This is a genomic window from Mycobacterium sp. TY814, from assembly GCF_030755175.1.
GTDB lineage: Bacteria > Actinomycetota > Actinomycetes > Mycobacteriales > Mycobacteriaceae > Mycobacterium.
Genome location: NZ_JAUFRY010000002.1, coordinates 1356125 through 1379880, shown reverse-complemented (window position 1 = coordinate 1379880; position 23756 = coordinate 1356125). Strand labels below are relative to the sequence as shown.

The window sequence follows — 23756 nt, the reverse complement described above, 5'->3', positions numbered from 1 at the left end:
GTTGCAGCCCTCATCCTACGAGGCGTTGCGTCGTCGGTGTAGAGGTCTAAAGACTCTACGTTTCGGGGTGAGTGGCCGTGGCGCAGGGCCGCGCCGCGTCGCGGAGTACCTGAATATGATTGATCTGCAATCGTTTTCATAGACTCTGCTAAAACGGTGGCGGTTCTGTGGGCTTGGGTGGGCATTGCGCCTGCGGTACGGCCTCGGCAATGTGGGGGGCGGTTCCTGGCGTGCTGAGTTGCGCGAGGCTGTAGGCGCGTTCGCCGTTGATGCGAGCTTGGCGTTCCTGGGCGCGGGAGCGGGCGCGGGTCGGCATCATGAGGGTGCGAGGTTGATCTTGGGGTGGTGTGGTGTTGACGGGCAGCGGCGCGCTGGATCGGCACAGGGTGGGGTACAGGAGCCGGCTGCCGGGGCGAGTGGTGTAGGTGTGGCCGGTGGGTGCCGTCCAGATGATGGTGCCATCAGGTAGCTGGCGGTCGCGCCAGCCGCGGGGCCCGCCCCAGAATGTCTTGAGCAAGTGATGTTTTCGGCACAGGCAACGCAGATTGGCCCGGTGGGTCGGCCCGAATGGGTACGCGATGGCGTGATCGATGTCACAGACGTCCGCAGGGCAATCACAGCCGGGGAAGCGGCAGGTCATGTCGCGGGCGCGGACGAAGCGGGCCAACGCCACGGTGGGCCGGTAACCCGGGGCGGGCTCCGGGCAGTAGTCGATCGGGGCGGTACGGGCACCCGCGGCGATCAGCGCACTCAGGTGAGCAGCGGGAATGGTCTGTCCGCCCAGGATCTGGGCGGCGGGCAGGCAGATCGCCGGCGGGTCCGGGTCAGGGATTGGGCGAAGCGGGTCGGCGGGGTCTACCCACGCGGGTTGCTCGCCGTCAAGGCACGGATCCGTCGGGCCGGTGACGGTGGCGGATTCGGCGATCACGTGGATCACCACCGCATTGGCACGCGAATCAGGGATTCGCGCGGGGCAGTCGGATTGCGGGCATTGGCAAGCCAGTTGCGTGCCGCCGGCGGCCAGGGCGCCCAGGGCGTCGGCGCGGCGCTGGGCCACCGTCCGCGGATCACCGTCGCACACCTTCCGGGCCATGTCGGACAGCCGGCGATCGAGCACCGCAGCGTCGGTGCCCAGCAGGGTGCCCCACAGCTGGGCGGTGCCCGAGCCGTCATCGGCGGAGGTGATGACGACCTCACGAGAGCGCGCGCTGATGCGGGCGCGCCGGACGGCGGCAGGGTCGTAACGCTCGATGAGGGCGTCGATAGCGCGAGCGGTTTTGGGCTGCGACATCGGCCCGTAGCGCAAGGCATCGTTGGCCAGCGCGGCATCGATCACCCGCTGTATAGCGGGGTCGGTGATCAACTCGGTGTGCCAGATGATCGTGGTGACCACCCGCAGACTCAGCCGGCCTTGGGCGAACAGAGCCGCGACCGCGGGCAGACGCTGACGCAGGGCCAGTGCCTGATACATCTGATGCGACGCCAGGTTGTGGCTGATGTTCAGGGCCGCTCCGACCTGTGCGGCTATGGCGTCCCAGTTGTCACACGACCAACGCCCGCTATCGGTGGCCCCCACCGCGTGACGGGCAACCAGCTCGGCGATCGCGGCGAAGCGGCGCGCAGCCGCCACGGCCTCATCGCGGGTGGCCGAAGCCATGACCGCCACCACCGCGGCGTCGTCAACCCCCGCCAGATCATCGAACATACTTTCGAATTTTAGTCCACGGTGCCGACACTCGCCGCGACGGAAAACCCAGCTGCGGACAAATCGTCAACTGTGGATAACGGCAGCGTTCCCGCAGCCAAAGGTCCGCGTATGTGCGAGCCGATCACGCTGTACTACTTTGACTCGCAGGCGATCCCGTCGTTGTCGCGGTCCAGCCACGATCCGTACGCCGGCCACACTTTCGGCTTACGCATCGCCGTCGCGAAATGCACCGATCGCGTTGAGCACCCCGGAAATCTGTCCATCACTGAGCTTTTCGCCGTCGAAGACATGATTCAGCAGGACCTTCAGGTCAAGCATCTGTTGCAGATACACCAGGCATGGCGGGCAGTCTTCGAGGTGCTTGGCCACGATGGCGCCCCACTGTCCGGGGTCGGACTCCACCAGATCGTCGACAAGCCGGACGAACTCGACACAGTCGATCGCGGGAACAGTGTTGTCGTGGACGGTCATCGTTGATACCGCTTTTCCAATTGATTGCGAAGATTTCCCCGGGCTCGGTACAGCAATGCGCGCTGCGCATCCGGGGAGAGTTCCAGGACCTGCGACGCCTCTTCGGACGACATGCCGATGAGATCTCGCAACATGATCAGCTGTCGTTGCCGCGCTGGCAGCGAATCCAGCGCAGCGCGCACATATCCCACCAATTCGCTTGCGACAGTGTGGTCTTCCGGGAGAAACCGTTGCGACGGTGGCGCGCTCCAGTGCCCGGCGTCGGGGTGACCGGGCGGGTGCATCCGTCCTGCCAACGGGTCGGTGTCTGCGGTCGCCAGAACTTCGTGCTCGCGGATCCGGGACTCGCGGCTCCGATGACGCGACGCAGTGTTCTTGACGATGCCGAACAGCCAGGTGGCCACCGACGAGCGGCCCTCGAATGCGTCGGAGGATCTGAGCACCTGAACCCACGCCTCCTGCACCGCCTCCTCGGCCATTGCGGGTGAACTCACCATGGTGCGCGCGAAATTCACCATCGGGCGGTGGTAGTCGCGGACCAACGCGGCCAGCGGAACCCCACCGACCCGATGCTCGGATTCCGCACCCTCGAAAGACGCCAACGGCGTCAAGGGCATCCGCCCAGTTCCCAACGCAATTGGGCTTCCGACGGCGACTGCACCGGGATGAACGCCGCCTCCCGGTACCGGCGGCTGGCGGGCGTCCGGCTTGCATATCCCTTGCCGCCGGCGGTGCGAACCTCCAATGCGGCACTGGCACTGGCAATCTCGGCCGCGGTGAGCCGCAGCGACAGCAGTTCCTTCTTGCTCGGCGGTTGCGATCCCCCGACCGCCCCGGCCAACCTGGCCACCGCCGTCTGAGCCCAGACCAGCCTCTCCGCGATCTCGTCCACTTCGGCAGCGAAAACGGCGTTCACACCGGTCAATCCGTCCTTGGCGTGTCGCAATGTCGTTTCGGCCAGGCCGACGCACATCGCGGACTGCAGGACGAGGAACGTGGGACGCACGGCTCCGAGAAACGATTCGAAGTCGGTGGACAGCACCTGCGTGTCCGGGACGAAAACGTCGTCCAGGTTCAGATACGACGAGGCGGTGCTGTCCATCGCCAGCAGCTTGAAGTGATCACCCACGGTGACTCCGGGGCTACTCAGGGGCAACGCGACGATCACCTTCGCTCCGTCGTCGGCCGCGGCGGCGGTGACCAGCAAGGAGTCCTCGTACAGGTTAGAGGCCCACCGGATCGGGCCGCTGATGCGGTAACCACCCTCGACCACGGTCGCCGCCAATTCCAGCTGACCGCAACCCGCCAGCGTCTTGAAGGCGGCCGCCATACCGGTCACCCCCAACGATGTTCCGGCCGCCAACGACTCGGCGGCCGCCAGGCTGAAAGGCGTTGCAGCAGTGAGGAGATATTCCACCGCCATCCGGTTCGCCCAGACCGAAAACCCGGTGCTCATACACTCCCCGGAAATCAGTCTGATCACGTCGGTCATCTCGGAGAGCCGGCCATCGGCGTTGCCGGGCGCGCCGATGTCGAGCAGTCCGGCGGCACCCAGGCCGGCGAAACTGCGGCGGGCCGTGGCCTCGCCGCGGTCCAGTGCGCCGGCGTGGTCGCGGATGTCTGTTATCAGCTCGGAATCGAGCAGGCCGATCACGGCATCGGTCGTCGTGGTCATAATGCCTGCCTAGCCGATGGAAAGGGCGGAGTCGACGGTTACAGGACGCGTGAATGTATTGACCACGGGTGACCATGCGACGGCGTTGTCATGGATCCTTACCTTTCTTGCAGGGTGTTCGTTGCCGTCGGCCGTAGGCTTCGAATCGCCCAGGGGCAGCGGGTATGGCTTTCATGTGGTCGCCATCGTTGATGGCCGAAGGAGATTGGCCGCCTGTTGTCCCGCGACGACTCGACCGCTAATTGAGAGATGCGATTTGATCGCTGTGTAAGGACGTGACGGCGTGGTCGTCTGCTGGGTTGGTCGGACCGATAGCGAGCAGGGAGGTGGTTGTGGCACAACCGTTGTGGGCTGGGGTTGATGGTGGGAAATCGGACCACTATTGCGTGGTCATCGATGCCGACGGGAAGCGGCTGCTGTCGCGGCGGGTGGCCAATGACGAATCCGCGCTGCTGGATCTGATCGGCGCGGTCCAGACGCTGGCTGATGGTGGTGAGCTGACCTGGGCGATCGATTTGAATGCCGGTGGGGCGGCATTGCTGATCACCTTGCTGATCGCCGCCGAGCAACGGCTGCTCTATATTCCGGGGCGCACCGTGCACCATGCCTCGGGCGGTTACCGCGGGGAAGGGAAAACCGACGCTAAAGACGCCGCCGTGATCGCCGATCAGGCGCGGATGCGCCGCGACCTGCAACCGCTGCGAGCCGGGGACGACATCGCTGTGGACTTGCGGATCCTCACGGCCAGGCGCACCGATTTGGTGGCCGATCGCACCCGGGCGCTCAACCGGTTGCGCGCCCAGCTGCTCGAATATTTCCCTGCCCTCGAGCGTGCCTTCGACTACAGCGCCAGCAAGGCCGCGCTGACCCTGCTCACTGGGTATCAAACACCCGACGGGCTGCGTCGCGCCGGTGCCGCCCGGCTCGCGCTCTGGCTGCGTAAGCGCAAGGCCCGCAACGCCGATGCCATTGCCGCTGCCGCTATGGAGGCGGCTAACGCCCAACGCACCGTCGTACCCGGACAGCAAGTGGCCGCGGCCTTGGTGGCCCGGCTGGCCGAGGAGGTGATGGCCCTCGACACCGAAATCGGCGACACCGAAGCGATGATCGAGGAGCGATTTCGCCGCCACCGCCACGCCGAAATCATCCTGAGTTTGCCCGGCTTCGGCGTCACCCTTGGTGCCGAGTTCCTGGCCGCCACCGGCGGGGACATGAGCGCTTTTGCTAACCCCGACCGCCTGGCCGGCGTCGCGGGGCTGGCCCCAGTCCCGCGCGACTCCGGACGCATCAGCGGCAACCTCAAACGCCCCCGCCGCTACAACCGACGTCTGCTGCGGGCCTGCTACCTGGCTGCCCACATCGCCATCCGCACCGACCCGGCATCGCGGACTTACTACAACCGCAAACGCGCCGAGGGAAAACGCCACACCCAAGCCGTGCTTGCCCTTGCCCGACGACGCCTCAACGTCCTGTGGGCAATGCTGCGCGACCACAAGCCATATCAACCCACCGCACCTAGCGCTGCGGCGGCTTGACAACTTCATTGAGAATCTCCTTGAGGGTCGCGTCATCGGCGTCACCGGCCAGCGTGACGTTGCAGCGCACGGCGGTGAAGCCGAGGACCTTGCCGTCGGGAGTGTCACCGACGCCCCAGACCGCGGAGATGTCGATGTCGCCTTCCATCTCCACCTCGATCTTGGTCAGGGTCACGCCGCGGTGGGTGGCGTTGGCCAGCAACCCGACCGAGATGCACGATCCGAGCGCTGCCAGGCAGGTCTCGGAAGGGTTGGGCGCCGAGTCGTCACCCAGCAGCGCCGGCGGTTCGCCGACCAGCATCGGCGCCAGGTCGCGCACATAGGTCATGTTGCGGAAGCCGGACTCGCATACGGTTTTGGCCTTGAGAGTCTTCTTGCCGGTCGCGGGGTCGGCCTTGGCGTTACACGAGAGCCGGTCCAGACCCTGAGCATCGATGACGAGCGCGTCGGTCATGCACTTCTCCATTCCTCATCAGAGATTCGGTCACGGAGTTAGTGCCGGGCACGCCCGAAAACGTGACGGTGACGTCAGTCACATGGTTGCGTCACGAAGTCGATCAGTTCCTCCACCCTTCCGATCAGCGCGGGCTCGAGGTCATTCCAATCGCGGACCTGTCCGCGGATGCGCCGCCAGGCCGCGGCGATGTCGGTCTGGTCGGCGTGCGGCCAGCCGAGCGCCTGGCAGATGCCGTGCTTCCATTCGATGTGCCGGGGGACTGTCGGCCAGGCTTTCAGGCCGAGACGCTGCGGCTTGACGGCCTGCCAGATATCGACGTAAGGATGCCCGACCACCAGGGTGTCCGCTCCCCCGGGACCCCTGCGCACCGCGTCGGCAATGCGCGACTCTTTCGATCCGGGAACCAGGTGGTCGACCAGCACGCCCAGCCGACATCCTGGGCCCGGCTGAAATTCCCTGACAATCCCCACCAGATCGTCGACACCGCCCAGGTGCTCGACCACGACACCCTCGATCTTCAAGTCCTCGCCCCAGACTTGGGCGATCAGCTCTGCGTCATGACGGCCTTCCACGTAGATCCGTCCGGCACGGGCCACCCGGGCCCGGGCGCCCTTGACGGCAACCGATCCGGACGCCGTGCGCGCCGGAGTCGCGGGGGCCGATCGGCGCGGCGGAGTGAGGATCACCGGTTGACCGTCGATCAGATAGCCGGGACCCAACGGGAAGGGACGGGTCTTCCCGTGCCGGTCTTCGAGCTCGACGCGCCCGTACTCGACTCGTACCACCGCGCCCACGTAGCCCGTCTGCGCGTCCTCGACAACCATCCCCAGTTCGACCGGGTGCTCTACCGAACGCGGCTTACGCCGCCCACCGCCCGCCAGCACATCGGTTCCATAGCGATCAACCACCCGGCCATACTAGGGAGCGGGCGGCCGGATCACCGGCGCGGCGCGCCGCGGACATGCGCGAAATTGCTTGTCCATCACGATATTCGGCGTCCATCAGTAGCGAAAAAATGCAGGTGCCCAGGCTGCGGATGCAGGTGCACACGGCTGCCTTTGCCGGGCGGGTCGTGGCCGTCGGTACGGGCGATGATCGGCTTGCTGATCACCGTGTCCGCCCCGGTGATCCGGCCGTAGAGGTAGGCGTCGGCACCGAGTTCTTCGACGACGTCCACCTCCATCTCCACGCCGACACTGCCCACTTCGAAATGCTCGGGACGGACCCCGACGACGAGTTCGGCGGCGGTGCCGGCGATCTGCCGTGGCACCGGAATATTCCAATCCCCCAGCGAGACAGCGGAGTCGACGACCGGCAGGGTGAACAGGTTCATGGCGGGCGACCCGATGAATCCCGCGACGAACACGTTGCCCGGGTTGCGGTAGAGCTCCCTTGGCGTCGCACACTGTTGCAGCAGCCCGTCGCGCAGCACCGCGACCCGGTCACCCATGGTCATCGCCTCGACCTGGTCGTGCGTGACGTACACCGTGGTGGTGCCGAGTTGACGCTGCAGTGCCGCGATCTGGTTGCGGGTCTGCACGCGCAGCTTGGCGTCCAGGTTCGACAGAGGCTCGTCCATCAGAAAAACCTGCGGGCGACGCACGATCGCCCGTCCCATCGCCACCCGCTGCCGTTGCCCACCGGAGAGATCTTTGGGCTTGCGCTCCAGATACTGCTCCAGATCGAGCATGCGCGCCGCCGCCAACACCCGTTCGCGGATCTCGGCTTTCGGCGTCTTGGCAACTTTGAGTGCGAAGCCCATGTTCTGCGCCACCGTCATGTGCGGATAGAGGGCGTAGTTCTGGAAGACCATCGCGACGTCGCGATCCTTGGGATCGAGGTTGGTGACGTCGCGGTCACCGATCCGGATGCGTCCGGAATCCAGGGTTTCCAAGCCCGCCAACATCCGCAGCGACGTCGTCTTGCCGCATCCGGACGGTCCTACCAACACCATGAACTCGCCGTCGCCGACCACCAGATCCAGGCTGTCCAGGGCGGCCCGGTCGCTGCCCGGGTAGCGCCGGGTCGCCTGCTCGAAACTCACCGAAGCCATCGACTAGCCACCCATCCCCGTGACGGCTATGCCGCGAACGAACGAACGCTGGGCGAAGGCGTAGATGAGGACCAGGGGCAGCAGGATCAGAATCGAGGTCGCCATCAGCACGGGCCAGCGGGCGACGTATTCGCCGCGCAGCCGCACCAGCCCGAGTGTCAGGGTGGCCAGGCTGTTGCGCTGGATCATCAGCAGCGGCCACAGGAAGTCGTTCCACACACTGACCCACGTCAGCACCGCAAGGACCATCACCGCCGGTTTGGCGTGCGGCAGCAGAATTCGCCAGTAGATCTGCCACGGCGAGCATCCGTCGAGAATCGCCGCCTCCTCGAGATCGGTCGGCAGGGTGCGGAAGAACTGTCGCATCAGGTAAGTGCCGAACGCGCTGCCGAACAAACCGGGCACGATCATAGCCCAGGGTGTGTCGACCCATCCCACGGTCCGCATCACGATGAACTGCGGGATGACCGTCACGGTCAACGGCACCATCAGGGTGCCCAGGTACAACAGGAACAGGGTGTCGCGGCCACGAAAATCCAACCGCGCGAACGCATATCCTGCCAATGAGCAAAACATCACCTGACCGGCCGTGACGCATCCGGCATACAACACGGTGTTAAAGAACATCCGCCAGAACGGCATCAGATCGAACACCGTGGTGTAGTTGGACCATCGCGGGCTGGACGGCAACAGCTTCGCTTCGCTGATCTCGCCCTCCATCTTCAGCGATCCGGAGATGGCCCAGAGGATGGGAAACAGCGCGCACCACGCGACAAAGATCAGCGCCGCGTACGACCCGGCGGCTCGCAGCACGGCGCGCTTACCCGAGACCACGGGACGACTCCCAGGTGCGCCGGCGGGTGATGCGCAGTTGCAGCACCGTCAGCACCAGCAGGATGGCGAACATCACCCAGGCCAGCGCCGAGGCGTATCCGAACTCCAGGAACGAGAACGCGTGCTGGAACAGCATGATGCCCAGCACGTAGGTACCGGTCTCGGGTCCGCCGTTGGCGCCGGTCAGGACGTAGACGAGGTCGAAGGACTGGAAGGCGTGGATGATCGAGATGACCACGACGAACGACATCGCACTTCGGATCAGTGGCACGGTGATGGACACGAACTGCCGGATCTCGCCCGCGCCGTCGATCCTGGCCGCCTCGTACACCGTTTCCGGGATGCCCTGCATCGCTGCCAGCAAGATCACGGTGGCGAACGGGACGCTGCGCCAGACGCTCACCATGCACAACGACACCATGGCCCAATGGGGTTCGACCAGCCACGGTATCGGACCGATTCCCACCCAGCCGAGCATGATGTTCAGCAACCCGTTGTCGGTGTTGAACACGAATTGCCAGACGACGGCCATCACGACCGAGGAGATCGCCAGCGGCAGGAAGACGATGGTGCGGAAGACGCCGATTCCCTTCACTTTCCGGTTGAGCACGCCGGCGACGACAAGGCTGATCAGCACGGTGGGCAGCACCGTTCCCACGGTGTAGACCACCGTGTTGCGCATCGCGATCAAAAACAGCGGGTCCGAGGTGAACAACTGCGTGAAGTTGGCCAGGCCGACGAACTTGGCCGGGGTGAACATGTCCCATTTCTGCACACTCATATACAGCGAGAAGCCCAGCGGGAACAGCATGAAGAGCAGCACCGCAGCGAGGTTGGGTGCAACGAAAAGCCTTCCGGCCCAGGCGCGTCGGCGCCACGGGAGGGTCTTTGCGGGAGTGGGCGTGTCGGTCGCGGTCACGGGTTTCGCAGCACCTCGTCGACCGAATGTGACAGCCCGGACAGCGACGTTGCCGGGCGCGCCCCCCGCAGCACCGGCCCGAAATTGCGGTCCATCAGGGCGACGACCTTCTCCCAGGCCGGCGTGATCGGCAGCCCTTCGGACACCAGCGGACCGTCGGTGAGCACCTCGAGGTTGCCGATGCGCCGGTGTGCGTCGGCGAATCCCGGCGAGGTGATCGCGGATCGCAGGACCGGCACGAACAAGCGGGACTCACCGATCAGGGCCTGACCGACGGGCCCGCAGGCGAATTTGACGAATTCCCACGCCTGCTCCTTGCGCTTGCTGGTCGCCGCGATGGCAAGGCCGGTGACTCCGATGTTGGAGCAGGCGCTGTGCCCGCGCGGACCCAGTGGCAGCGGTGCGACGTCGAAATCCAGACTGTCGGCCCGGTCGAAGGTTTGATAGCGCCAGTGCCCGCCCAGCGCCATGGCTGCCCTGTTGACCGAGAAGAGGTCGGCGTTGGACATGGATTGCTGATCGGAAGCGCCGGGTGAGACCTTGTGCCTGTTGATCAGGTCGGCGTAGAACTGCACCGCCTCGACGAAGGCGTCGTCGTCGAAGTTCAGGTGGGTCGGGTTGGTCCGCGGCGACGACCAGCGGACCCCGTTGTTCATCGCAAACAGGCCGGCCGAATAGAACGAGACCCAGGCGTTGACGAATCCCCACTGCGTCACCCGCCCCGACGCCTCCCGCTTGGTGAGAGCCGCTGCCGCATCGAGGAATTCGGTGAAACTCCAGCTCTGCTGCCAGGTCCCGGGCGGCGGCCGAACCCCGGCGGCGTCGAACAGGGCCTTGTTGTAGAACAGGTAATTTCCCGACCACTGCTCCGGGAAGGCGTACTGGCCGCCGCCCGGACCGGCCGGGTAGGTGAACGTCCGGTAGAGCGCGTCGATGCTGTCCGCCTTCAGTTGCGCGGCAAAGTCCGCGTCGCGGGCGAGCAGGGAGTTGAGGTCGAGCAGCACACCGCGGTCGGCGAGTTCGGCATAGGTGAGTTCCCACGTCATCAGCACGTCCGGGCACTTCCCGCCGGCGCAGAACGTGGACAGTTGCTGCATTACGCCGGGCCCGGACAGCAACGCCCGCACCTTGATGTCAGGGTGCCGGCGCTGAAATTCGTTGACCACTCTCATCCGCGGCCGGATCTCGTCGGGGTTGGCGGCGAAGAAGAAGGTCAGTGCGTCGTCGTCCGAAGCGCAACCCGCGGCCCACGGTGCCAGCGCGAGCGCCCCCGCGCCCTGTAGCAGGCTGCGCCGTCCAAACGGCTTGTCGATCATGGTGCTCCCGGAACCGGCCCGTTGCCGCCCTTAGCGGTGTCTGATGTTCTTCATAGCGGACAGTCCTGTGCTCCGCCTGGGATGCGCTACTTCCGGTGCTCAGGACGGCCGTGCCGGCGGCAACGTCAGGACGGCGGTCCGCAGTCTGGCGGGGTCACCGGTGATGTCGACTACCTGGATCCGGTTGTCCCCGTCCATGGCGATGTGCAACAGCACCCGCAGCCGGCCGGCGGGTGCGATGGCGATGCCTGGACGCCCGTCGATCAGCACCACCACCCCGGCGCGCGAGCGGTCGGTGAACTGCCGGGTCTCCTCGGCGACGGTTCTGGCCCCCCGTATTTCGGCGGGCACGTCGGCCGGAACCAGCGACGGATCGACCCGGCGCACGACGTCGGGGGCAAGCAGCTCCACCAGGGCATCAATGTCACCGCGCCGGGAAGCCGCCAGAAAGGCCCGCACCACTTTCACATGATCGGCAGCCGGTGGTGCGACGGCGGCCGGCGCCGGGTGCAGTCTCCCCCGCGCCCGGCTGGCCAGCTTCTTGGCAGCCGCCGGTGTGCGGTCCAACAGGTCCGCGATGGTCTCGAACGGCACGGCGAACACGTCGTGCAGGACGAAGGCGACCCGTTGCGCGGGCGGCAGCCGGTCAAGAACGACCAGCAGCGCACGGCTCACCGAATCCGCCATCAGCGCGTCTTCGTCTGCCGCGGCCGCGGCGAATCGTTCGCCCACCGCCGCCTCGTCGAGGGGCTGTTCGGCCCGACGCCTCCGCGCCCGCAGCTGGTCGAGGGCCTCGCGTGCGGTGATGGTGGTCAACCAGGCCGTCAGATTGGCGACGTCGGCATAGTCGGATCGGCTGGCCTTCAACCAGGCGGCCTGCACCACGTCTTCGGCGTCAGGCAGGGACCCGAGCAGTTGAAAGGCCACCGAGGTGAGGCGCCCTCGATCTGCCTCGAATCGCTGGGACAGATCGCCAAGGTCCAGAGCTGTATTCACGGGTCACCTTTCCGGTGCGGAGATCGTCAAGAAGGTGATGGCATCTGTCCGACCCGCGAAGGAGACCTTTCCCATGACTCTAATGCACACCGCATACGTGCCGGTGGTCGTCACGACCACCGCCGCGACCGCGGCGATCGCCTTACCCGACCTGGTTCCCGCGCAGTTCGTGTTGGCGAATTCGGCGCGGGTGGGTGTCTCACGCTCGTGGCTTCCGACCCTCGCCGTGCTGAAACTCGCCGGCGCGGGCGGCTTGTTCGTCGGCCTGCTCGGCTTGCGGCACATCGGAATTGCCGCTGCCGTCGGGCTGGTGCTCTACTTCACCGGCGCCGTGATCGTGCATGTACGGGCACGCGTCTTCTCCAACATCGCCTTTCCCGGCGGCTACCTGCTGCTGTCGGTCCTCTCGCTGGCGTTGTCGGCGACGCAGTGATCAGGCGGGAAAATAGCGGACGGCGTTGATCCGGTTGGCACGCCAGGCGACATCGGCGAAAACGATGCCCCGCCCGCGATCTGAGGCCACCGACACCACGACGGTCGATCCCGCACCGATCATCTTGGTCCAGTGGGCATTTCGCAGGTGCTCACTGAGTTGGGCGACGTCAAGTTTCTCGTTGTCCCCCAGCGTTAACGAGGCCGCCGGCGACAGACTCGCACGGGCGGCGGACTCGTCCCCGCGGGCGATCGCCCGCAGAAAACCCTCGACCAACTTCTTGTGCCGCGCCCCCACCCGGCGGAAGCCCGTCATGAAGCCGACTGCGCCCCGCGGACCCTGGTTGCCCAGCAACCCTTTACCGAGTTGCACACCCGGGCTCAACGCGCGGGTCCCGGTTTTGAGGAACTGCACCATCATCGCCGGCAGCTCCCAATAGGCGCGCAGGTGCGCGACTTTCCACTCCCCGTTGACCTCGCGCAGGTCGTAGCGCAGGAAGGCCGGTATGAACATCGTCACCGCATCGCCCATCGCCACCTCCAGCTCGAGGTCGCGGAGCACCGTCGGCCCGGACACGATATCGAGGTCGCGGTGGAACGTGATGCCGCGCGGGCCGATGAACGTGTCGTAGAAGCGGTAGATCTCATCGTGTCCGATGTGCGGGCTTGATCCCACCGGGTCTTCGACTCGGCCGTCAGAGGTGAAGACCTGGACCCACCCGTCGCGGTCGTGAACCGAAACCGCTTGGGGCGAGCGCTCGACCGCGGCCAACAGGTCGTCTCTGTGCGATGTCGTCATAAGCGCCTTCCGATCAATTCGATACTGGCGGTTCGCATCTCGTGCAAAGCATGGGCCGTCGAATCCGGCGACACACCGGCCGTCAGGTCCAGCAACACCCGGGTCGCCAGACCGGCCCGGGCCGCGTCGTGGGCGGTGTGCCGCACACAGTGGTCGGTGGCGATACCCACCAGGTCTACCTCGTCGACCCGGTGTTGCCGCAGCCACTCCAGTAGAGAGGTCCCGTTGTCGTCGACGCCGTCGAAGCCGCTGTAGCCGGCTCCGTAGGCGCCTTTGCGGAAGACGGCCTCTATCTTGCTGGTGTCGAGGGCGGGGGCGAACTCCGCGCCGGTGCTGCCGGCCCGGCAGTGTGGGGGCCAGGACGAGGAGTAGTCGGGGTCGTCGCCGAAGTGATTGCCGGGATCGATGTGAAAGTCCTTGGTCGCCACGATGTGGTGGTAACCGGGATCACTTGCAAGATAGTCGCTGATCGACCGGGCGACGCCGTGCGCACCGGCGACGGGCAGTGCACCACCCTCACAGAAATCCTTCTGTACGTCGACGATGATCAACGCTCGCACGCCGTACACCATATCGCCGAATTACCGGGGATCCGGCGGGTTTGTGGGCTGGCCGGCCGGGGAACACAGCGGCCATGTTGATCCGCAGAATCGCCCGACCCATGTTGTCAGCTGTCTTTATCGGCCAGGGAGTGGACGCCTTGCTCAACCCGAAACCGGCAGCTCAAGCGGCACAGCCGACGGTGAGCGGCTTGCAGTCGCTGCCCGATTCCGTGAGCAGCAATATTCCTGCGGACGCCGAGACGTTCGCCCAGATCAACGCCGCCGTCCAGATCGGCGGTGGGGTGCTGCTGGCCGCCGGCAAGCTGCCGCGGGTGGCGTCGGCCGCACTCGCGCTGACGGTGATCCCGGGAAACCTTGGCACGCACATGTTTTGGAACGAGCCCGACCCGGAGCGCAAGGCTGAGAAGCGGCGGGCCTTCCTGGCCGACGTGAGTTTGCTGGGTGGGTTGCTCATCGCGTCCGCCGACACCGCGGGCAAGCCGTCGTTGGGCTGGCGCGGGCGCCGCGCCGCCGAGCGGCTCTCCGACAAGGTGTCCGGCGCGCTGCCCGGCTCCTCGCACGACGTGCTGGACTCGGAGCTGGGCGAGAAGATCGTGCACAGTCTGCAGGCCGGCGCCGAGCGTGGCCGCGAACTGGCGAGTACCGCCGCAGAACGCAGCGCCCCGTACGCCGAAGCCGCCCTGGAGCGCGGCCGCGAGCTGGCCAACACGGCAGCCGAGCGCACCGCCCCGTACGCCGAGGCAGCCCTCGAACGCAGCCGTGAGCTGGCCACTACGGCCGCCGAGAAGAGCAAGCCGTACGCCAAGAAGGCGCGCAAGCGCAGCGAGAAGCTGGCCCACAAGGCCGCCGACCGCGGTGCCGACTACGCCGAACTCGCCCGCAAGCGGAGCGAGAAGCTGGCCGATACCGCCCGCGAGCGTGGTCTGGAAATCGCCGAAACCGCGCGTGAACGCGGCTCTCGGCTGGCCGACACGGCGGTGACCCGCGGCAACGAGTTGGCCGAGACGGCGCGCGACCGACTCGACGACCAACTCACCAGCACCCGTAAGCGCTGGGGACGCTAGCCGCCGCTCTTAGCCGCCCCAGCTCAGAAAGGCATCGACGATCGCGTCCACACCGCGATCGTCGATGTCGACGGCGACTCCTGGTTCGTCGACGTCAAGCGGCTCCAGCGTGTCGAGTTGCGATTGCAGCAGGCTCGCGGGCATGAAGTGTCCGGGCCTGGCGGCCAAGCGGTGGGCTATGACGTCAGGTCGTCCGCGAAGGTGCAGGAAGTAAGCCGACGGGCTGTACCGCCGCAGCCGGTCGCGATATATCCGCTTGAGGGCCGAGCAGCTCATCACACCGCCGGGGTGCGCGGCCAGCCACTCCCCGACCTTGTCCAGCCACGAGGAGCGGTCGTCGTCGGTCAGCGGTTGACCCGAGGCCATCTTGGCGATGTTGGCGGGTGGGTGCAGGTGGTCGGCATCCTCGAACGGCACATCCAACCGCTTGGCCAGCGCGGCGCCGACGGTCGACTTGCCCGACCCGGACACCCCGGTCACGACGACTGTGCGTGTCACTGACCCTGATCGGCCTGACTGCGGTTCCATTCCATCCAGCCGACGCCGGTGCGGCCGTCAGCGGTCGTAACGTCGACCCAGGCGCGCGGAAACTGGCTGACCCGCCCGTCGGGGCCCACCAACCGGACCGGCGCGTGCGCGCGGATATTCACCTCCGCCGTGATGCCGACGGGGGCGAGTTCCAGAACCTGGTTTTCGGGTAACCCGTTGGCGCTGAAAGCTTCCCGGATGTCCACAGTCGTCAGATCGGTAATGCTGCCGGCGCGGTCCTGGGCGTAGCCGATGCTGAATGCCGGGGTGTTGGGGATCTGGATGCGCACCCCGTGCAGATGACTACCGTCCTGCAGGTGCAGTGCGGTCCACATCCAGTCCATGGACCACCAGTCGCGCACCCCCCACGAGTGGTCGCGCTGCCCCGGCACCGAATCAATCTGGTAGCGGGCATGTTTGACGGTGACGGTGCCCGAGACGGTACACGGAATCTCATAGCGCGTGGTCAACCGGTACTGGTACGGGATGCCATCGGTGGTCCACACCAGATTCATCGCCAGGTCGACCGGCTCGCCCGGTTCGCCGCGCAGTAGCGCCGAAGGGTCCTGGTAGGACTGGCCTTTGGCCTTGATGTCGACACGGTAGGTCTGCAGCGGGGTGCCGCTGGTGTGGGCGAGGTTGATGCCGTCGGCCTGCGCCGTCCAGGCATCCGCCGGTAGCGGTATCTGGTAGTCGACGGCGATGGTGGCCTCGTCGGGTCCGCATAGCAGCGCGTGAATCCACGCCGTCTGCTGATTCGGCATCAGACCGATCCGGAACCAGCCGCCCAATCCCTCTGCGGCGTCGACGAAGTCGGCGTACCAGCTTTCGCTCCACAGCGGTTCGTCGGTGGACGGATGGGCTCCTTCGTCCTCGGGTGAGGGGCGCAGCGGTTCCGGAGCGGCGGCGTCCGGCAGGATCGCCAGGGCGTCGATGTCCAGCACGTGATGGCAGTGGCGCTCCAGCATCGTCATGAACAACCGATCGCCCCGCTCGGTGCGCTCGACCAGCATCGACGACACGATCGCCATCATCACCCCGAAGAAACTCTGATGCCGCACCCCGTCTCGGACGTCGGCCACGCTCACCGGAGCCTGCGGACCGAGCGCATCGTGGTACGCCTGCAGCAAGTCGTCGTACTGTGCGCGACGATCCTCGGTCGGCAGCGCGCAGCCCACGAAGTAGGCCAGGTCGGTGAACGCCGGGCCCCACGAAACCGTCTGCCAGTCCACGACCGTGAGGGCCCGGCTGGCACCGGGGGCTCCGAACAGCATGTTGTCCAGGCGGTAGTCCCCGTGTACCAGACCCTGGATACCGCCGCCGGCGGCCTCCTGGGCCAGGTAGCCGTCGAACGCGCCTATCAGGCGCTCACAGACCGCGCGGTGTTCGGGCGCGATCTGATCGGCATACCGCTCGATGAAACCGGCATACAGCGGGGTGATCATCGCCTGGTTGAGCGGCGAGTCCCGGTTCAGCCACGGCGCGTCGGCCAACGTCGCGTCACCCAGCAGCGGGCCGTGCAGGCGGCCCAGCTCGGTGACCGCAAGGAACGCCTGTTCGGTTGTGGCCCCCGCGATTTCATCACCGACGGCGGCTGGCCCGGCGTCGTCGAGCAGCAGGTCGAACACGCCGGTGGAGATGTTGATCGCCGCATGGAAGCAGGGCGCGATCGCCCCGCCCAGGCGGGGTGCGATGTCGTGGTAGAAGCGAACTTCGCGCTCGTAGAGACCGAGCGCCAGGCCGGTTTGCCGGCTCACCGGATCGGTCGCGGCAACCTTGAGCACCACCGTCGACGGGCGTGGCTTGCCTTCGGGTTCGGCGTAGTTCAGCGCGATGCGGTAGCACTCGCTCATCTGACCGGTGCCGATCCGCTCAGCGGTGTAGGCGGAGACGGCACCCGCGCGCACGGTGGCCGTGAGCCACTCCGCGGTGAGATCGCCGGGCTGCTCGATAGCTTGATCGGTGTTGGAAACCATGGGGTCAGCGTGCCAGGTCAGCGTGCGAGGGTGAAGCCGTCCCAGGCCAACCGGCGATGCTGGTGCGGGTCGAACTCGATGCGCGACTTGCGATCGAAGACCATTACCGCGCGTTCGTCGTGGGTGTATCGCGGCCAGTCCTCCCCCGGTACGCCGGATCGGCTGAACGAGCGCCAGCGTCGCTGCACATCGTTGCTGACCCGCAGGGCCGGACCTCGGTCGGCCGCCGCGGTGAGCAGCGCGCCGAACCGGGTGCGGTAGATGTCGAACACGGCGAACAACTCGGTGGCGTGCGTGGCGCCGAAACCCGACCACTGCAGTGTTCGCGGGGCGTAGTCGTAGCGGTACAGGTAGGTGGGCGCGTGGTGGGTGTGCGCCTCGGCGATCTGCCAGGCCGCCGTGCTGAACGCGAAGTCGCCACCCAGCTGAATGCACGCCTCCGGCTTCGGGTATTTCGGATATGCCGCCGTAATACGTTCCCGCGCAGCGGGTTCCACTTCAGCGAGGAGAGCCTCCACCATCGCCTTGTTGGTCGGCAGCATGCCCAGGAAGCGGGTGAACAAACGCCCTTCCTCGGCGTTGGTTCCGACGATCAGGGGCACCTGGTGCGCCTGACCGGAACGCATCGCCTCAACGGGATCGACCGGCACCACCTCGTCGCCGAAGACCGGGCCGATCGGGAAGGCGCCCAGGCGTTTCTGCATGCCCTGGTCGATCAGCCGGTGCTGGGCCTCGATAAGTTGCGCTGCCGGTGCCCGCATCACCGCGTTGGCCGCGTCCTTGCTGCGCGCACCCAGCAGTTCGGCGAACCGTGCCGCGAATTCGGCGGCCACCTCCGTCGACCGTGTCATGCCGGCCGCCGGGCTCTCCGAGATCGCCCGGTGGAAAAGACCCGCCGCGTCGGGCACCGCCAGCAGCGTCGCGGTGATATGCGCACCGGCGCTCTCACCGAAGATGGTGACGTTGTCGGGGTCACCGCCGAAGTTGGCGATGTTTTCCCTGACCCAGCGCAAGGCCATCACCAGGTCGCGCAGGTACAGGTTGCCGTCGATGGTGACGTCCTGGGTCGACAACGACGACAGGTCCAGGCACCCGAGGGCGCCGAGCCGGTAGTTCACCGACACGTACACGCAGCCGCGGCGAGCCAGTGCGGCACCGTCGTACAGCGGAGTGGCCGAACTGCCCAGGATGTAGCCCCCACCGTGGATGAACACCATCACGGGCAACGGTTCGGCCGCGCCTTCTTCGGGAGTGACGACGTTGAGGGTCAGACAGTCCTCGCTCATCGGCTGGTATCGCCCGACCCCGAGCATGGTGTAGCGGCGTTGCTGGGGGGCGCAGTTGGCGAATCCGTGACAGTGCCGCACCCCTGACCAGGGCTGGACCGGCTGCGGCGCACGGTAGCGCAAGGGACCCACCGGCGGCCGGGCATAGGGGATCGAGCGCCAGCGATTGACCCCGTCGCGGGTGAAGCCTTCGACGGTACCGGCGGTGGTGCGGGCGCGGACGATGCGCTCATGCATAACTCGACGTTAACCGACGCACCGACGGGACGGCGCGCGCAGCGCCAAAATGCGGGTTGCGGCGGTTAGCCTGACGGCATGCGGATCGCCGCGCTGGTCGCCATCCCGATACTGGTTGCCGGCTGCTCGCACACCGGCGGCGGTATGTCCGCGCAGCCGCCGGCCCCCGCTACCCAGAAGGCGCCGCCGCCGTCGGCCGCCCCGACATCCGGGGCGCCCATCACCGGCGTCATCGCCTGGATCGAAGCCGGTCATCCGGGCGATCCGGCGCGCTACCAGCTCGACGGGAATGTCGCGTTCAGTGCGCCCGGCGGCAAAGCCAAATGCACGACGGACGTCAAGCACACCGCCGGCCTGCTGTCCTGTCTGGTGGCGCTGACCAATCCCCCACCCCGGCCGGACACGGCCTACGGGGATTGGCAGGCCGGATGGGTCGACTTCGACGGCACCAACCTGCAGGTCGGGTCGGCCCGCGCCGATCCGGGGCCGTTCCTGGCCGGCACCGGCGCCGAACTTGCCGACGGAAACTCGTTGTCCTTCGGCGACTACCGGTGCCGCGCCGATCAGGGCGGCCTGGTGTGCGTGAATTACGCCCACCAGTCGGCCGCCCGGTTCAGTGCAGCCGGCATCCAGCCGTACGGGTGCCTGCGCTCGGTGCCACCGCCGGACGGCGTCGGGATCGCCTTCAACTGCTGACCGCCGCAACGGTTCCGGCTCAGCCGGCGGCGCCGTTGCTTCCGAACAGCAGGCCGCCCACACCACCGCTGCCGCCGACGCCGGCGGCGCCCGCGGGCGTGCCCGTTCCGCCGGGCCCACCGCTGCCGCCGTTTCCGCCGTCACCGATCAGGGTGGTGGATCCGCCGTCGCCGCCGGCCCCGCCGGCCCCGCCGGAGCCGTTCGCCGCCACTCCGCCGGCCCCACCACGCCCGCCCGCTGCGCCGCTTCCGAACAGATAGCCGCCCGCTCCGCCGCGGCCACCCCGGGCACCGGCTCCCCCGGAATCGCCGGCGCCGTCGGCGCGCCCGCCGTCCCCGCCCATCCCGCCGGTGCCACCATCACCGAACAGCCTTGCGGCCCCGCCGTTTCCACCCGGGCCGCCGGCACCGCCGGCGCCCACCGCCTGGGCGAGCGCATCTCCGCCTGCCCCGCCCGCGCCGCCGTTGCCGAAGATGAGCCCGCCCGCGCCGCCGTTGCCGCCGGCCCCGCCGGTCTCGCCGAAGTGACCACCGCCGGTTCCGCCCACACCGCCGGCACCGCCGGCGCCGAACAGCCCCGCGTCGCCACCGAAACCACCCGTTCCGGCCGTGCCGCCGGCCGCCCCGGCGCCGCCCGCGCCTCCGATACCGCCGTTGCCGAACAACAACCCGCCGGTGCCGCCGCCACCGCCGGTGCCGCCGAGTCCACCGGTCGCAACCGGAGCCGTCGCGGCAGCTCCGAGTCCGCCGGCGCCGCCATCGCCGATCAGCCAGGCGCCGCCGCCGGCGCCGCCGACGCCGCCGTTGCCGGCGGTGGTCGCCATGCCGCCGGCACCTCCGGCACCCCCGTTACCGGCCAGCAGTCCACCCCACCCGCCGGCTCCACCGTTGCCGCCACCCCCGGCGCCCAGTCCGCCCGCGCCACCGATACCGCCGGCGCCCAACAGAATTGCCTGACCGCCCGCGCCGCCGAGCCCGCCGATGCCGGCCGGCGCGTCTCCGCCTGCGCCCCCTGCCCCACCGTTGCCGAAGAGCCAGCCGCCGTTGCCCCCGGTACCCCCGACCGCCCCGGCGGCACCGGCCCCGCCGGCACCGCCATTGCCGAATAACCCTGCGGCGCCACCCATTCCGCCGGCCGGGTGCACCCCGCCACCGGATCCGCCGGAGCCGCCGTTACCGAACAGCAGACCGCCGGCCCCGCCGTCAGCGCCGGTTCCCGCGGCGCCACTGGTGCCGTTGCCGATCAGCGGACGGCCCAGCAGCAATTGGGTGGGCAGGTTGATCAGGTTGAGCAGATCGTTGAGGGGGCCCAGAGCGGTCGCGGCGGCTGCCTCCGCACCGGCATAAGACGCCGCGCCCGCGGTGAGCGCGTCCACGAACTGGACGTGGAAGGCCTGCGCCTGCGCGCCGAGCGTCTGATACCCCAGAGCGTGCCGGGCGAACAGTGCCGCGATCGCCGCCGACACTTCATCGGCGCCGGCCGCGAGAATATCGGCCGTGGCGGGTGCGGCAATTGCGTTGGCGGCGTTGACCGCTGATCCGATGCTCGTCAACTCTGTTGCGGCAGAGGCAATTAGCTCCGGCACCGCGACCACAGACGACATTGCGCACCTCCCCCGGTCCTGCCGGATGTGAAGCACAGGGTATCGCGGTCAGGGCTCCAGTACGCGGATTTCGCCGGTGGCGCCGTCGACTTCGACCAGGGCGCCCTGCGGCAGCGACCGGGTGGCGCCCTGGACGTCGACGACGCAAGGGAAGCCGAATTCGCGGGCGACTACGGCAGCATGCGACATGGGACCGCCGAGTTCGGTGACGACCGCCGCGGCATAACAGAACGCGGCCGTGTAGCCGACATCGGTGACCTCGGCAACCAGGATCTCGCCGGGCAGCAGGTCGTCGATGGTCTCGGGCCGCACGATGCGCACCCGGCCCCGCACCCGCCCCCCGCAGACACCGACGCCGCGCAGGGCGTCGCCGCCGCCCAGCACCGCCGGCGCCGATGTGGTGGGCTCCCAATGGCCGCTGAACACGGTGGGAGGAACGACGGCCACCAGCCGCCGTTGCTCGGCGCGGCGTTGCGCCACCAGCTCGGAGACATTGGCGGGCAACGCATCGAGCTCATCGACCAGCAGATAGAACACGTCATCGACGGCCTGGAACACGCCGGCCTCGGTCAACCGCCGACCGTACTCGCGCAGCAGTCCACGCAGCACCCAGATGGCCCGCACCATCCGGTCGCGGCGCACCTCGCGGTCGCGCAGTTGCCGCGCGGCGAGTAGAGCGATTGGCTTGGCGCGCAACGGAATCGGTGCGTGCTGCGGTTCCGGAGCCGCAGGCGCACTCAACGCCTTGGTGACCATCCGGATCAGCAGCTCGGGGTCGTCGGCGTAGCTGGTAGACAACATCTCCACCTCGGCCGGCCCGCGGTGTCCCATCAAATCCAGTTCGCCGAGCACCGCGCGGTGAAACTCCGGCGCCTCGACGGCGAGCTTGGCCAGGCGTTCGCCTGGTTCGGCGAGCACCCGCAGCACGGTCGGGTCGCGGCGGGCCGCTTCCGCCAGGCGCTGCACGGCTTCCACCGACCGGGCGCTGACCAGTTCCGGTCCGGCCGACGGCGCGGTCTCACGCCCGCACAGTCCGCGCAATAAGACGTTGAACGCCGCGCACAGCATGAACGATCCGGACGCCAGCAGCCAGCCGTGCACCACGTGGTCGCGTGCCAGCAGGATCAGGCTCAGTAGTCGGCGGTCGTCCAGGAGGGTGACGTCGTCTCCGACGAGTCGCTCGAGTCGGTCGATGTCGTCGCGGTAGTCGCCGGTGTCGAGCGGGGAGCCGGCGCTGAGGCCCACCAGGTTCACCCCGAACACGCCGATGTTGCGGATCGTCCGCAGCCGGCGGCGGAGCGGGTTGGTCTCGGAGGGCGGGCGTTCCTCACCGAAGATCGGCAGCGACGCCATGCTGGGACCGAAGAAACCGCTGTTGCTGACGATGGTGGCGGGTTTGGCGAACGGCACCGTCTCGGCCATGAAATGCGCTGACGTGATGGCGCCGTAGAGCCGGTGGGCGAACACCGCGACGGTGCGCATCGCGATTTCCTTCTGCACCACGCCGCCGGGTCGCAACCTCTCGGCTATGCCCACCCCGCCCGCACGCAGACCCCGCACGGTCACCGACGCCGACGACGGAGAGAAGGGGCCGGGCAGCGCCTCGGACAGGTTGGTCGCCAGGAAGGTGGGAAAGCGCGGGTCGATCGGAGTGTCGAACTCGCCGTTCTCTGCTTCTGGGCCGGCCAGTCTCGGCTCGACCCCGTCATCGGCGGGCGTGTCGACCGCGGGAAGGTCCTGGATCGGAGCCAACCGCCAGGGCAGTGCCAGCACTCGGCGGCCCAGCGCGACCCGGCCACGCACCGCGAGCGAGAAGTCGTCCAGGCACTCTTGTGCGGTCCAGGCCGGTTCGAAACGCCACTCGTCGCGCAGCCGGGTGGTGTCCATCAGCGCGATGTCCGGCAGGGTGGCGAGCCGGGGTCCAAGTGGCAGCGTCGGCCGACGCAGCACCGCGGCCAGCTGACGTACCGTTGCAGCACCTGGTGCCGCGAGATTCACTGCGCCGCTGATGATTTCGTCTTGCAGGACGGCTTGGTTCAACAGCCGCAGCGCGTCGTCGGTGTGCACCACCTGAAGGTGGTCTGATCCGGGCGCGGTGAACAGCACCGGCAGTGCCGCGAGCGCACGCAACCGGTCGTCGACACTACGGCCCACGACAAGCGGAAGGCGGATCGCCACCCACTCGAAACCGGAGTCGGCCAGCATCCGCTCCACCCGAGCCGAGTATCGCCCCTCGGGAGTCGCCGGGTGCAGCGGCCCGTCTTCGGTCACCGGCCGTGCAGCCGCACCGTAGACCTGCGCGCTGGAGCCGAAGACGACGCGCCCGGTGCCGGCTTCGGCCATGGCCGCCAGCAGGTTGGCGACGCCCTGGATATCGTCTGCGCCCCGCGCCGGTTCGCAGTGGGCGACCGCATGCGCGCCGGTGATGGCGTGGCGAACCGCTTCGGCGTCCCGGATGTCCGCAGCGACGAAACGGGCCGCGCTGGGCCAGCTTTCGGGGCGAATCCGGTCGATGCCGGTGACGTCGTGCCCCTGGGTCAGCAGCCGGGCGACCAGGCCACGGCCGAGCACGCCGGCGGCGCCGGTAACGGCGATCTTCATAGGCTCG

At 67.8% G+C, this 23756-nt stretch carries 23 protein-coding genes and 1 pseudogene; 4 read left to right on the top strand and 20 right to left on the bottom strand.

From position 1 onward, the window contains the following. Positions 1 to 148: 148 nt before the first annotated feature. From QXH22_RS19690 to QXH22_RS19670, 6 genes and pseudogenes are all read right to left on the bottom strand, one after another. Positions 149 to 1705 carry an HNH endonuclease signature motif containing protein gene (locus QXH22_RS19690; RefSeq protein ID WP_306276713.1) on the bottom strand — a complete coding sequence of 519 codons (1557 nt, stop codon included), beginning with the start codon at positions 1703 to 1705 and terminating at the stop codon, positions 149 to 151. Positions 1706 to 1839: 134 nt separating this feature from the next. Next, positions 1840 to 1920: an excalibur calcium-binding domain-containing protein gene (locus tag QXH22_RS30540; protein ID WP_371934283.1), complete on the bottom strand. Its 81-nt coding sequence runs from the start codon at positions 1918 to 1920 to the stop codon at positions 1840 to 1842. Continuing rightward, complete coding sequence (locus tag QXH22_RS19685; RefSeq protein WP_306276712.1) at positions 1913 to 2179, bottom strand: hypothetical protein; 267 nt, start codon at positions 2177 to 2179, stop codon at positions 1913 to 1915. The genes QXH22_RS30540 and QXH22_RS19685 overlap by 8 nt, the downstream gene beginning before the upstream one ends. Then, positions 2176 to 2796, bottom strand: a complete 621-nt coding sequence (locus QXH22_RS19680) for an RNA polymerase sigma factor (protein WP_306240165.1) — start codon at positions 2794 to 2796, stop codon at positions 2176 to 2178. The genes QXH22_RS19685 and QXH22_RS19680 overlap by 4 nt, the downstream gene beginning before the upstream one ends. Further along, entirely contained in the window at positions 2787 to 3854 is a 1068-nt protein-coding gene (locus QXH22_RS19675; protein ID WP_306276711.1) for an acyl-CoA dehydrogenase family protein, read from the bottom strand. The genes QXH22_RS19680 and QXH22_RS19675 overlap by 10 nt, the downstream gene beginning before the upstream one ends. Positions 3855 to 3863: 9 nt before the next feature. Continuing rightward, positions 3864 to 3956: pseudogene (locus QXH22_RS19670) on the bottom strand (OsmC family peroxiredoxin); the annotation flags it as partial. 224 nt (positions 3957 to 4180) lie between these two features. On the opposite strand from QXH22_RS19670, the gene QXH22_RS19665 reads away from it, so the two are divergent. Then, on the top strand, positions 4181 to 5389 hold the full coding sequence (locus QXH22_RS19665) for an IS110 family transposase (protein WP_371934179.1): 1209 nt from the start codon (positions 4181 to 4183) through the stop codon (positions 5387 to 5389). On the opposite strand, the gene QXH22_RS19660 is transcribed toward QXH22_RS19665, so the two are convergent. From QXH22_RS19660 to QXH22_RS19630, 7 genes are all read right to left on the bottom strand, one after another. Next, positions 5370 to 5843 carry an OsmC family protein gene (locus QXH22_RS19660; protein WP_306276710.1) on the bottom strand — a complete coding sequence of 158 codons (474 nt, stop codon included), beginning with the start codon at positions 5841 to 5843 and terminating at the stop codon, positions 5370 to 5372. The genes QXH22_RS19665 and QXH22_RS19660 overlap by 20 nt on opposite strands. Before the next feature lie 74 nt (positions 5844 to 5917). Beyond that, the gene (locus QXH22_RS19655; RefSeq protein WP_306240162.1) at positions 5918 to 6754 is read right to left on the bottom strand and encodes a DUF3097 domain-containing protein; all 837 of its coding nucleotides are present in this window, start codon (positions 6752 to 6754) and stop codon (positions 5918 to 5920) included. Between the two features lie 74 nt (positions 6755 to 6828). After that, a complete protein-coding gene (locus tag QXH22_RS19650) occupies positions 6829 to 7899 on the bottom strand; it encodes an ABC transporter ATP-binding protein (protein ID WP_306276709.1) in 1071 nt (356 codons plus the stop codon). A gap of 3 nt (positions 7900 to 7902) precedes the next feature. Continuing rightward, positions 7903 to 8733: a carbohydrate ABC transporter permease gene (locus QXH22_RS19645; protein ID WP_306276708.1), complete on the bottom strand. Its 831-nt coding sequence runs from the start codon at positions 8731 to 8733 to the stop codon at positions 7903 to 7905. Next, positions 8720 to 9652: a carbohydrate ABC transporter permease gene (locus QXH22_RS19640; RefSeq protein WP_306240159.1), complete on the bottom strand. Its 933-nt coding sequence runs from the start codon at positions 9650 to 9652 to the stop codon at positions 8720 to 8722. Before QXH22_RS19640 ends, QXH22_RS19645 begins: the two co-directional genes overlap by 14 nt. Further along, positions 9649 to 10968: a sugar ABC transporter substrate-binding protein gene (locus tag QXH22_RS19635; RefSeq protein WP_306276707.1), complete on the bottom strand. Its 1320-nt coding sequence runs from the start codon at positions 10966 to 10968 to the stop codon at positions 9649 to 9651. The genes QXH22_RS19640 and QXH22_RS19635 overlap by 4 nt, the downstream gene beginning before the upstream one ends. Positions 10969 to 11067: 99 nt before the next feature. Then, entirely contained in the window at positions 11068 to 11964 is an 897-nt protein-coding gene (locus QXH22_RS19630) for a sigma-70 family RNA polymerase sigma factor (protein WP_306276706.1), read from the bottom strand. Between the two features lie 82 nt (positions 11965 to 12046). Here QXH22_RS19630 and QXH22_RS19625 point away from each other — a divergent pair, with 82 nt between their 5' ends. Next, on the top strand, positions 12047 to 12397 hold the full coding sequence (locus QXH22_RS19625; RefSeq protein ID WP_306276934.1) for a DoxX family protein: 351 nt from the start codon (positions 12047 to 12049) through the stop codon (positions 12395 to 12397). On the opposite strand, the gene QXH22_RS19620 is transcribed toward QXH22_RS19625, so the two are convergent. After that, positions 12398 to 13195 (bottom strand): nuclear transport factor 2 family protein, encoded by a 798-nt coding sequence (locus tag QXH22_RS19620; RefSeq protein WP_306276705.1) that lies wholly within the window; start codon positions 13193 to 13195, stop codon positions 12398 to 12400. It abuts the gene before it with no gap. Next, positions 13192 to 13755, bottom strand: coding sequence for a pyrazinamidase PncA (pncA, locus tag QXH22_RS19615; protein WP_306276704.1), 564 nt, complete (start codon positions 13753 to 13755; stop codon positions 13192 to 13194). The genes QXH22_RS19620 and pncA overlap by 4 nt, the downstream gene beginning before the upstream one ends. 74 nt (positions 13756 to 13829) lie before the next feature. Here pncA and QXH22_RS19610 point away from each other — a divergent pair, with 74 nt between their 5' ends. Then, the gene (locus QXH22_RS19610; RefSeq protein WP_306276703.1) at positions 13830 to 14822 is read left to right on the top strand and encodes a DoxX family protein; all 993 of its coding nucleotides are present in this window, start codon (positions 13830 to 13832) and stop codon (positions 14820 to 14822) included. Positions 14823 to 14831: 9 nt separating this feature from the next. On the opposite strand, the gene QXH22_RS19605 is transcribed toward QXH22_RS19610, so the two are convergent. Genes QXH22_RS19605 through QXH22_RS19595 form a run of 3 tightly spaced genes read right to left on the bottom strand, consistent with a single transcriptional unit; the run spans position 14832 to position 18849 of the window. Beyond that, positions 14832 to 15320, bottom strand: a complete 489-nt coding sequence (locus tag QXH22_RS19605) for a gluconokinase (protein ID WP_306276702.1) — start codon at positions 15318 to 15320, stop codon at positions 14832 to 14834. Further along, entirely contained in the window at positions 15317 to 17326 is a 2010-nt protein-coding gene (locus QXH22_RS19600; protein WP_306276701.1) for a phosphotransferase, read from the bottom strand. Before QXH22_RS19600 ends, QXH22_RS19605 begins: the two co-directional genes overlap by 4 nt. Before the next feature lie 17 nt (positions 17327 to 17343). Beyond that, positions 17344 to 18849: a carboxylesterase/lipase family protein gene (locus QXH22_RS19595; protein WP_306276700.1), complete on the bottom strand. Its 1506-nt coding sequence runs from the start codon at positions 18847 to 18849 to the stop codon at positions 17344 to 17346. Between the two features lie 78 nt (positions 18850 to 18927). On the opposite strand from QXH22_RS19595, the gene QXH22_RS19590 reads away from it, so the two are divergent. Continuing rightward, a complete protein-coding gene (locus QXH22_RS19590; RefSeq protein WP_306276699.1) occupies positions 18928 to 19545 on the top strand; it encodes a hypothetical protein in 618 nt (205 codons plus the stop codon). Positions 19546 to 19564: 19 nt separating this feature from the next. Here the strand turns inward: QXH22_RS19590 and QXH22_RS19585 are convergent, their stop codons facing one another. Both QXH22_RS19585 and QXH22_RS19580 read right to left on the bottom strand, forming a co-directional pair. Beyond that, complete coding sequence (locus QXH22_RS19585; RefSeq protein WP_306276698.1) at positions 19565 to 21148, bottom strand: PE family protein; 1584 nt, start codon at positions 21146 to 21148, stop codon at positions 19565 to 19567. Between the two features lie 48 nt (positions 21149 to 21196). Next, positions 21197 to 23749, bottom strand: a complete 2553-nt coding sequence (locus QXH22_RS19580) for a PEP-utilizing enzyme (RefSeq protein WP_306240148.1) — start codon at positions 23747 to 23749, stop codon at positions 21197 to 21199. Positions 23750 to 23756: the final 7 nt, after the last annotated feature.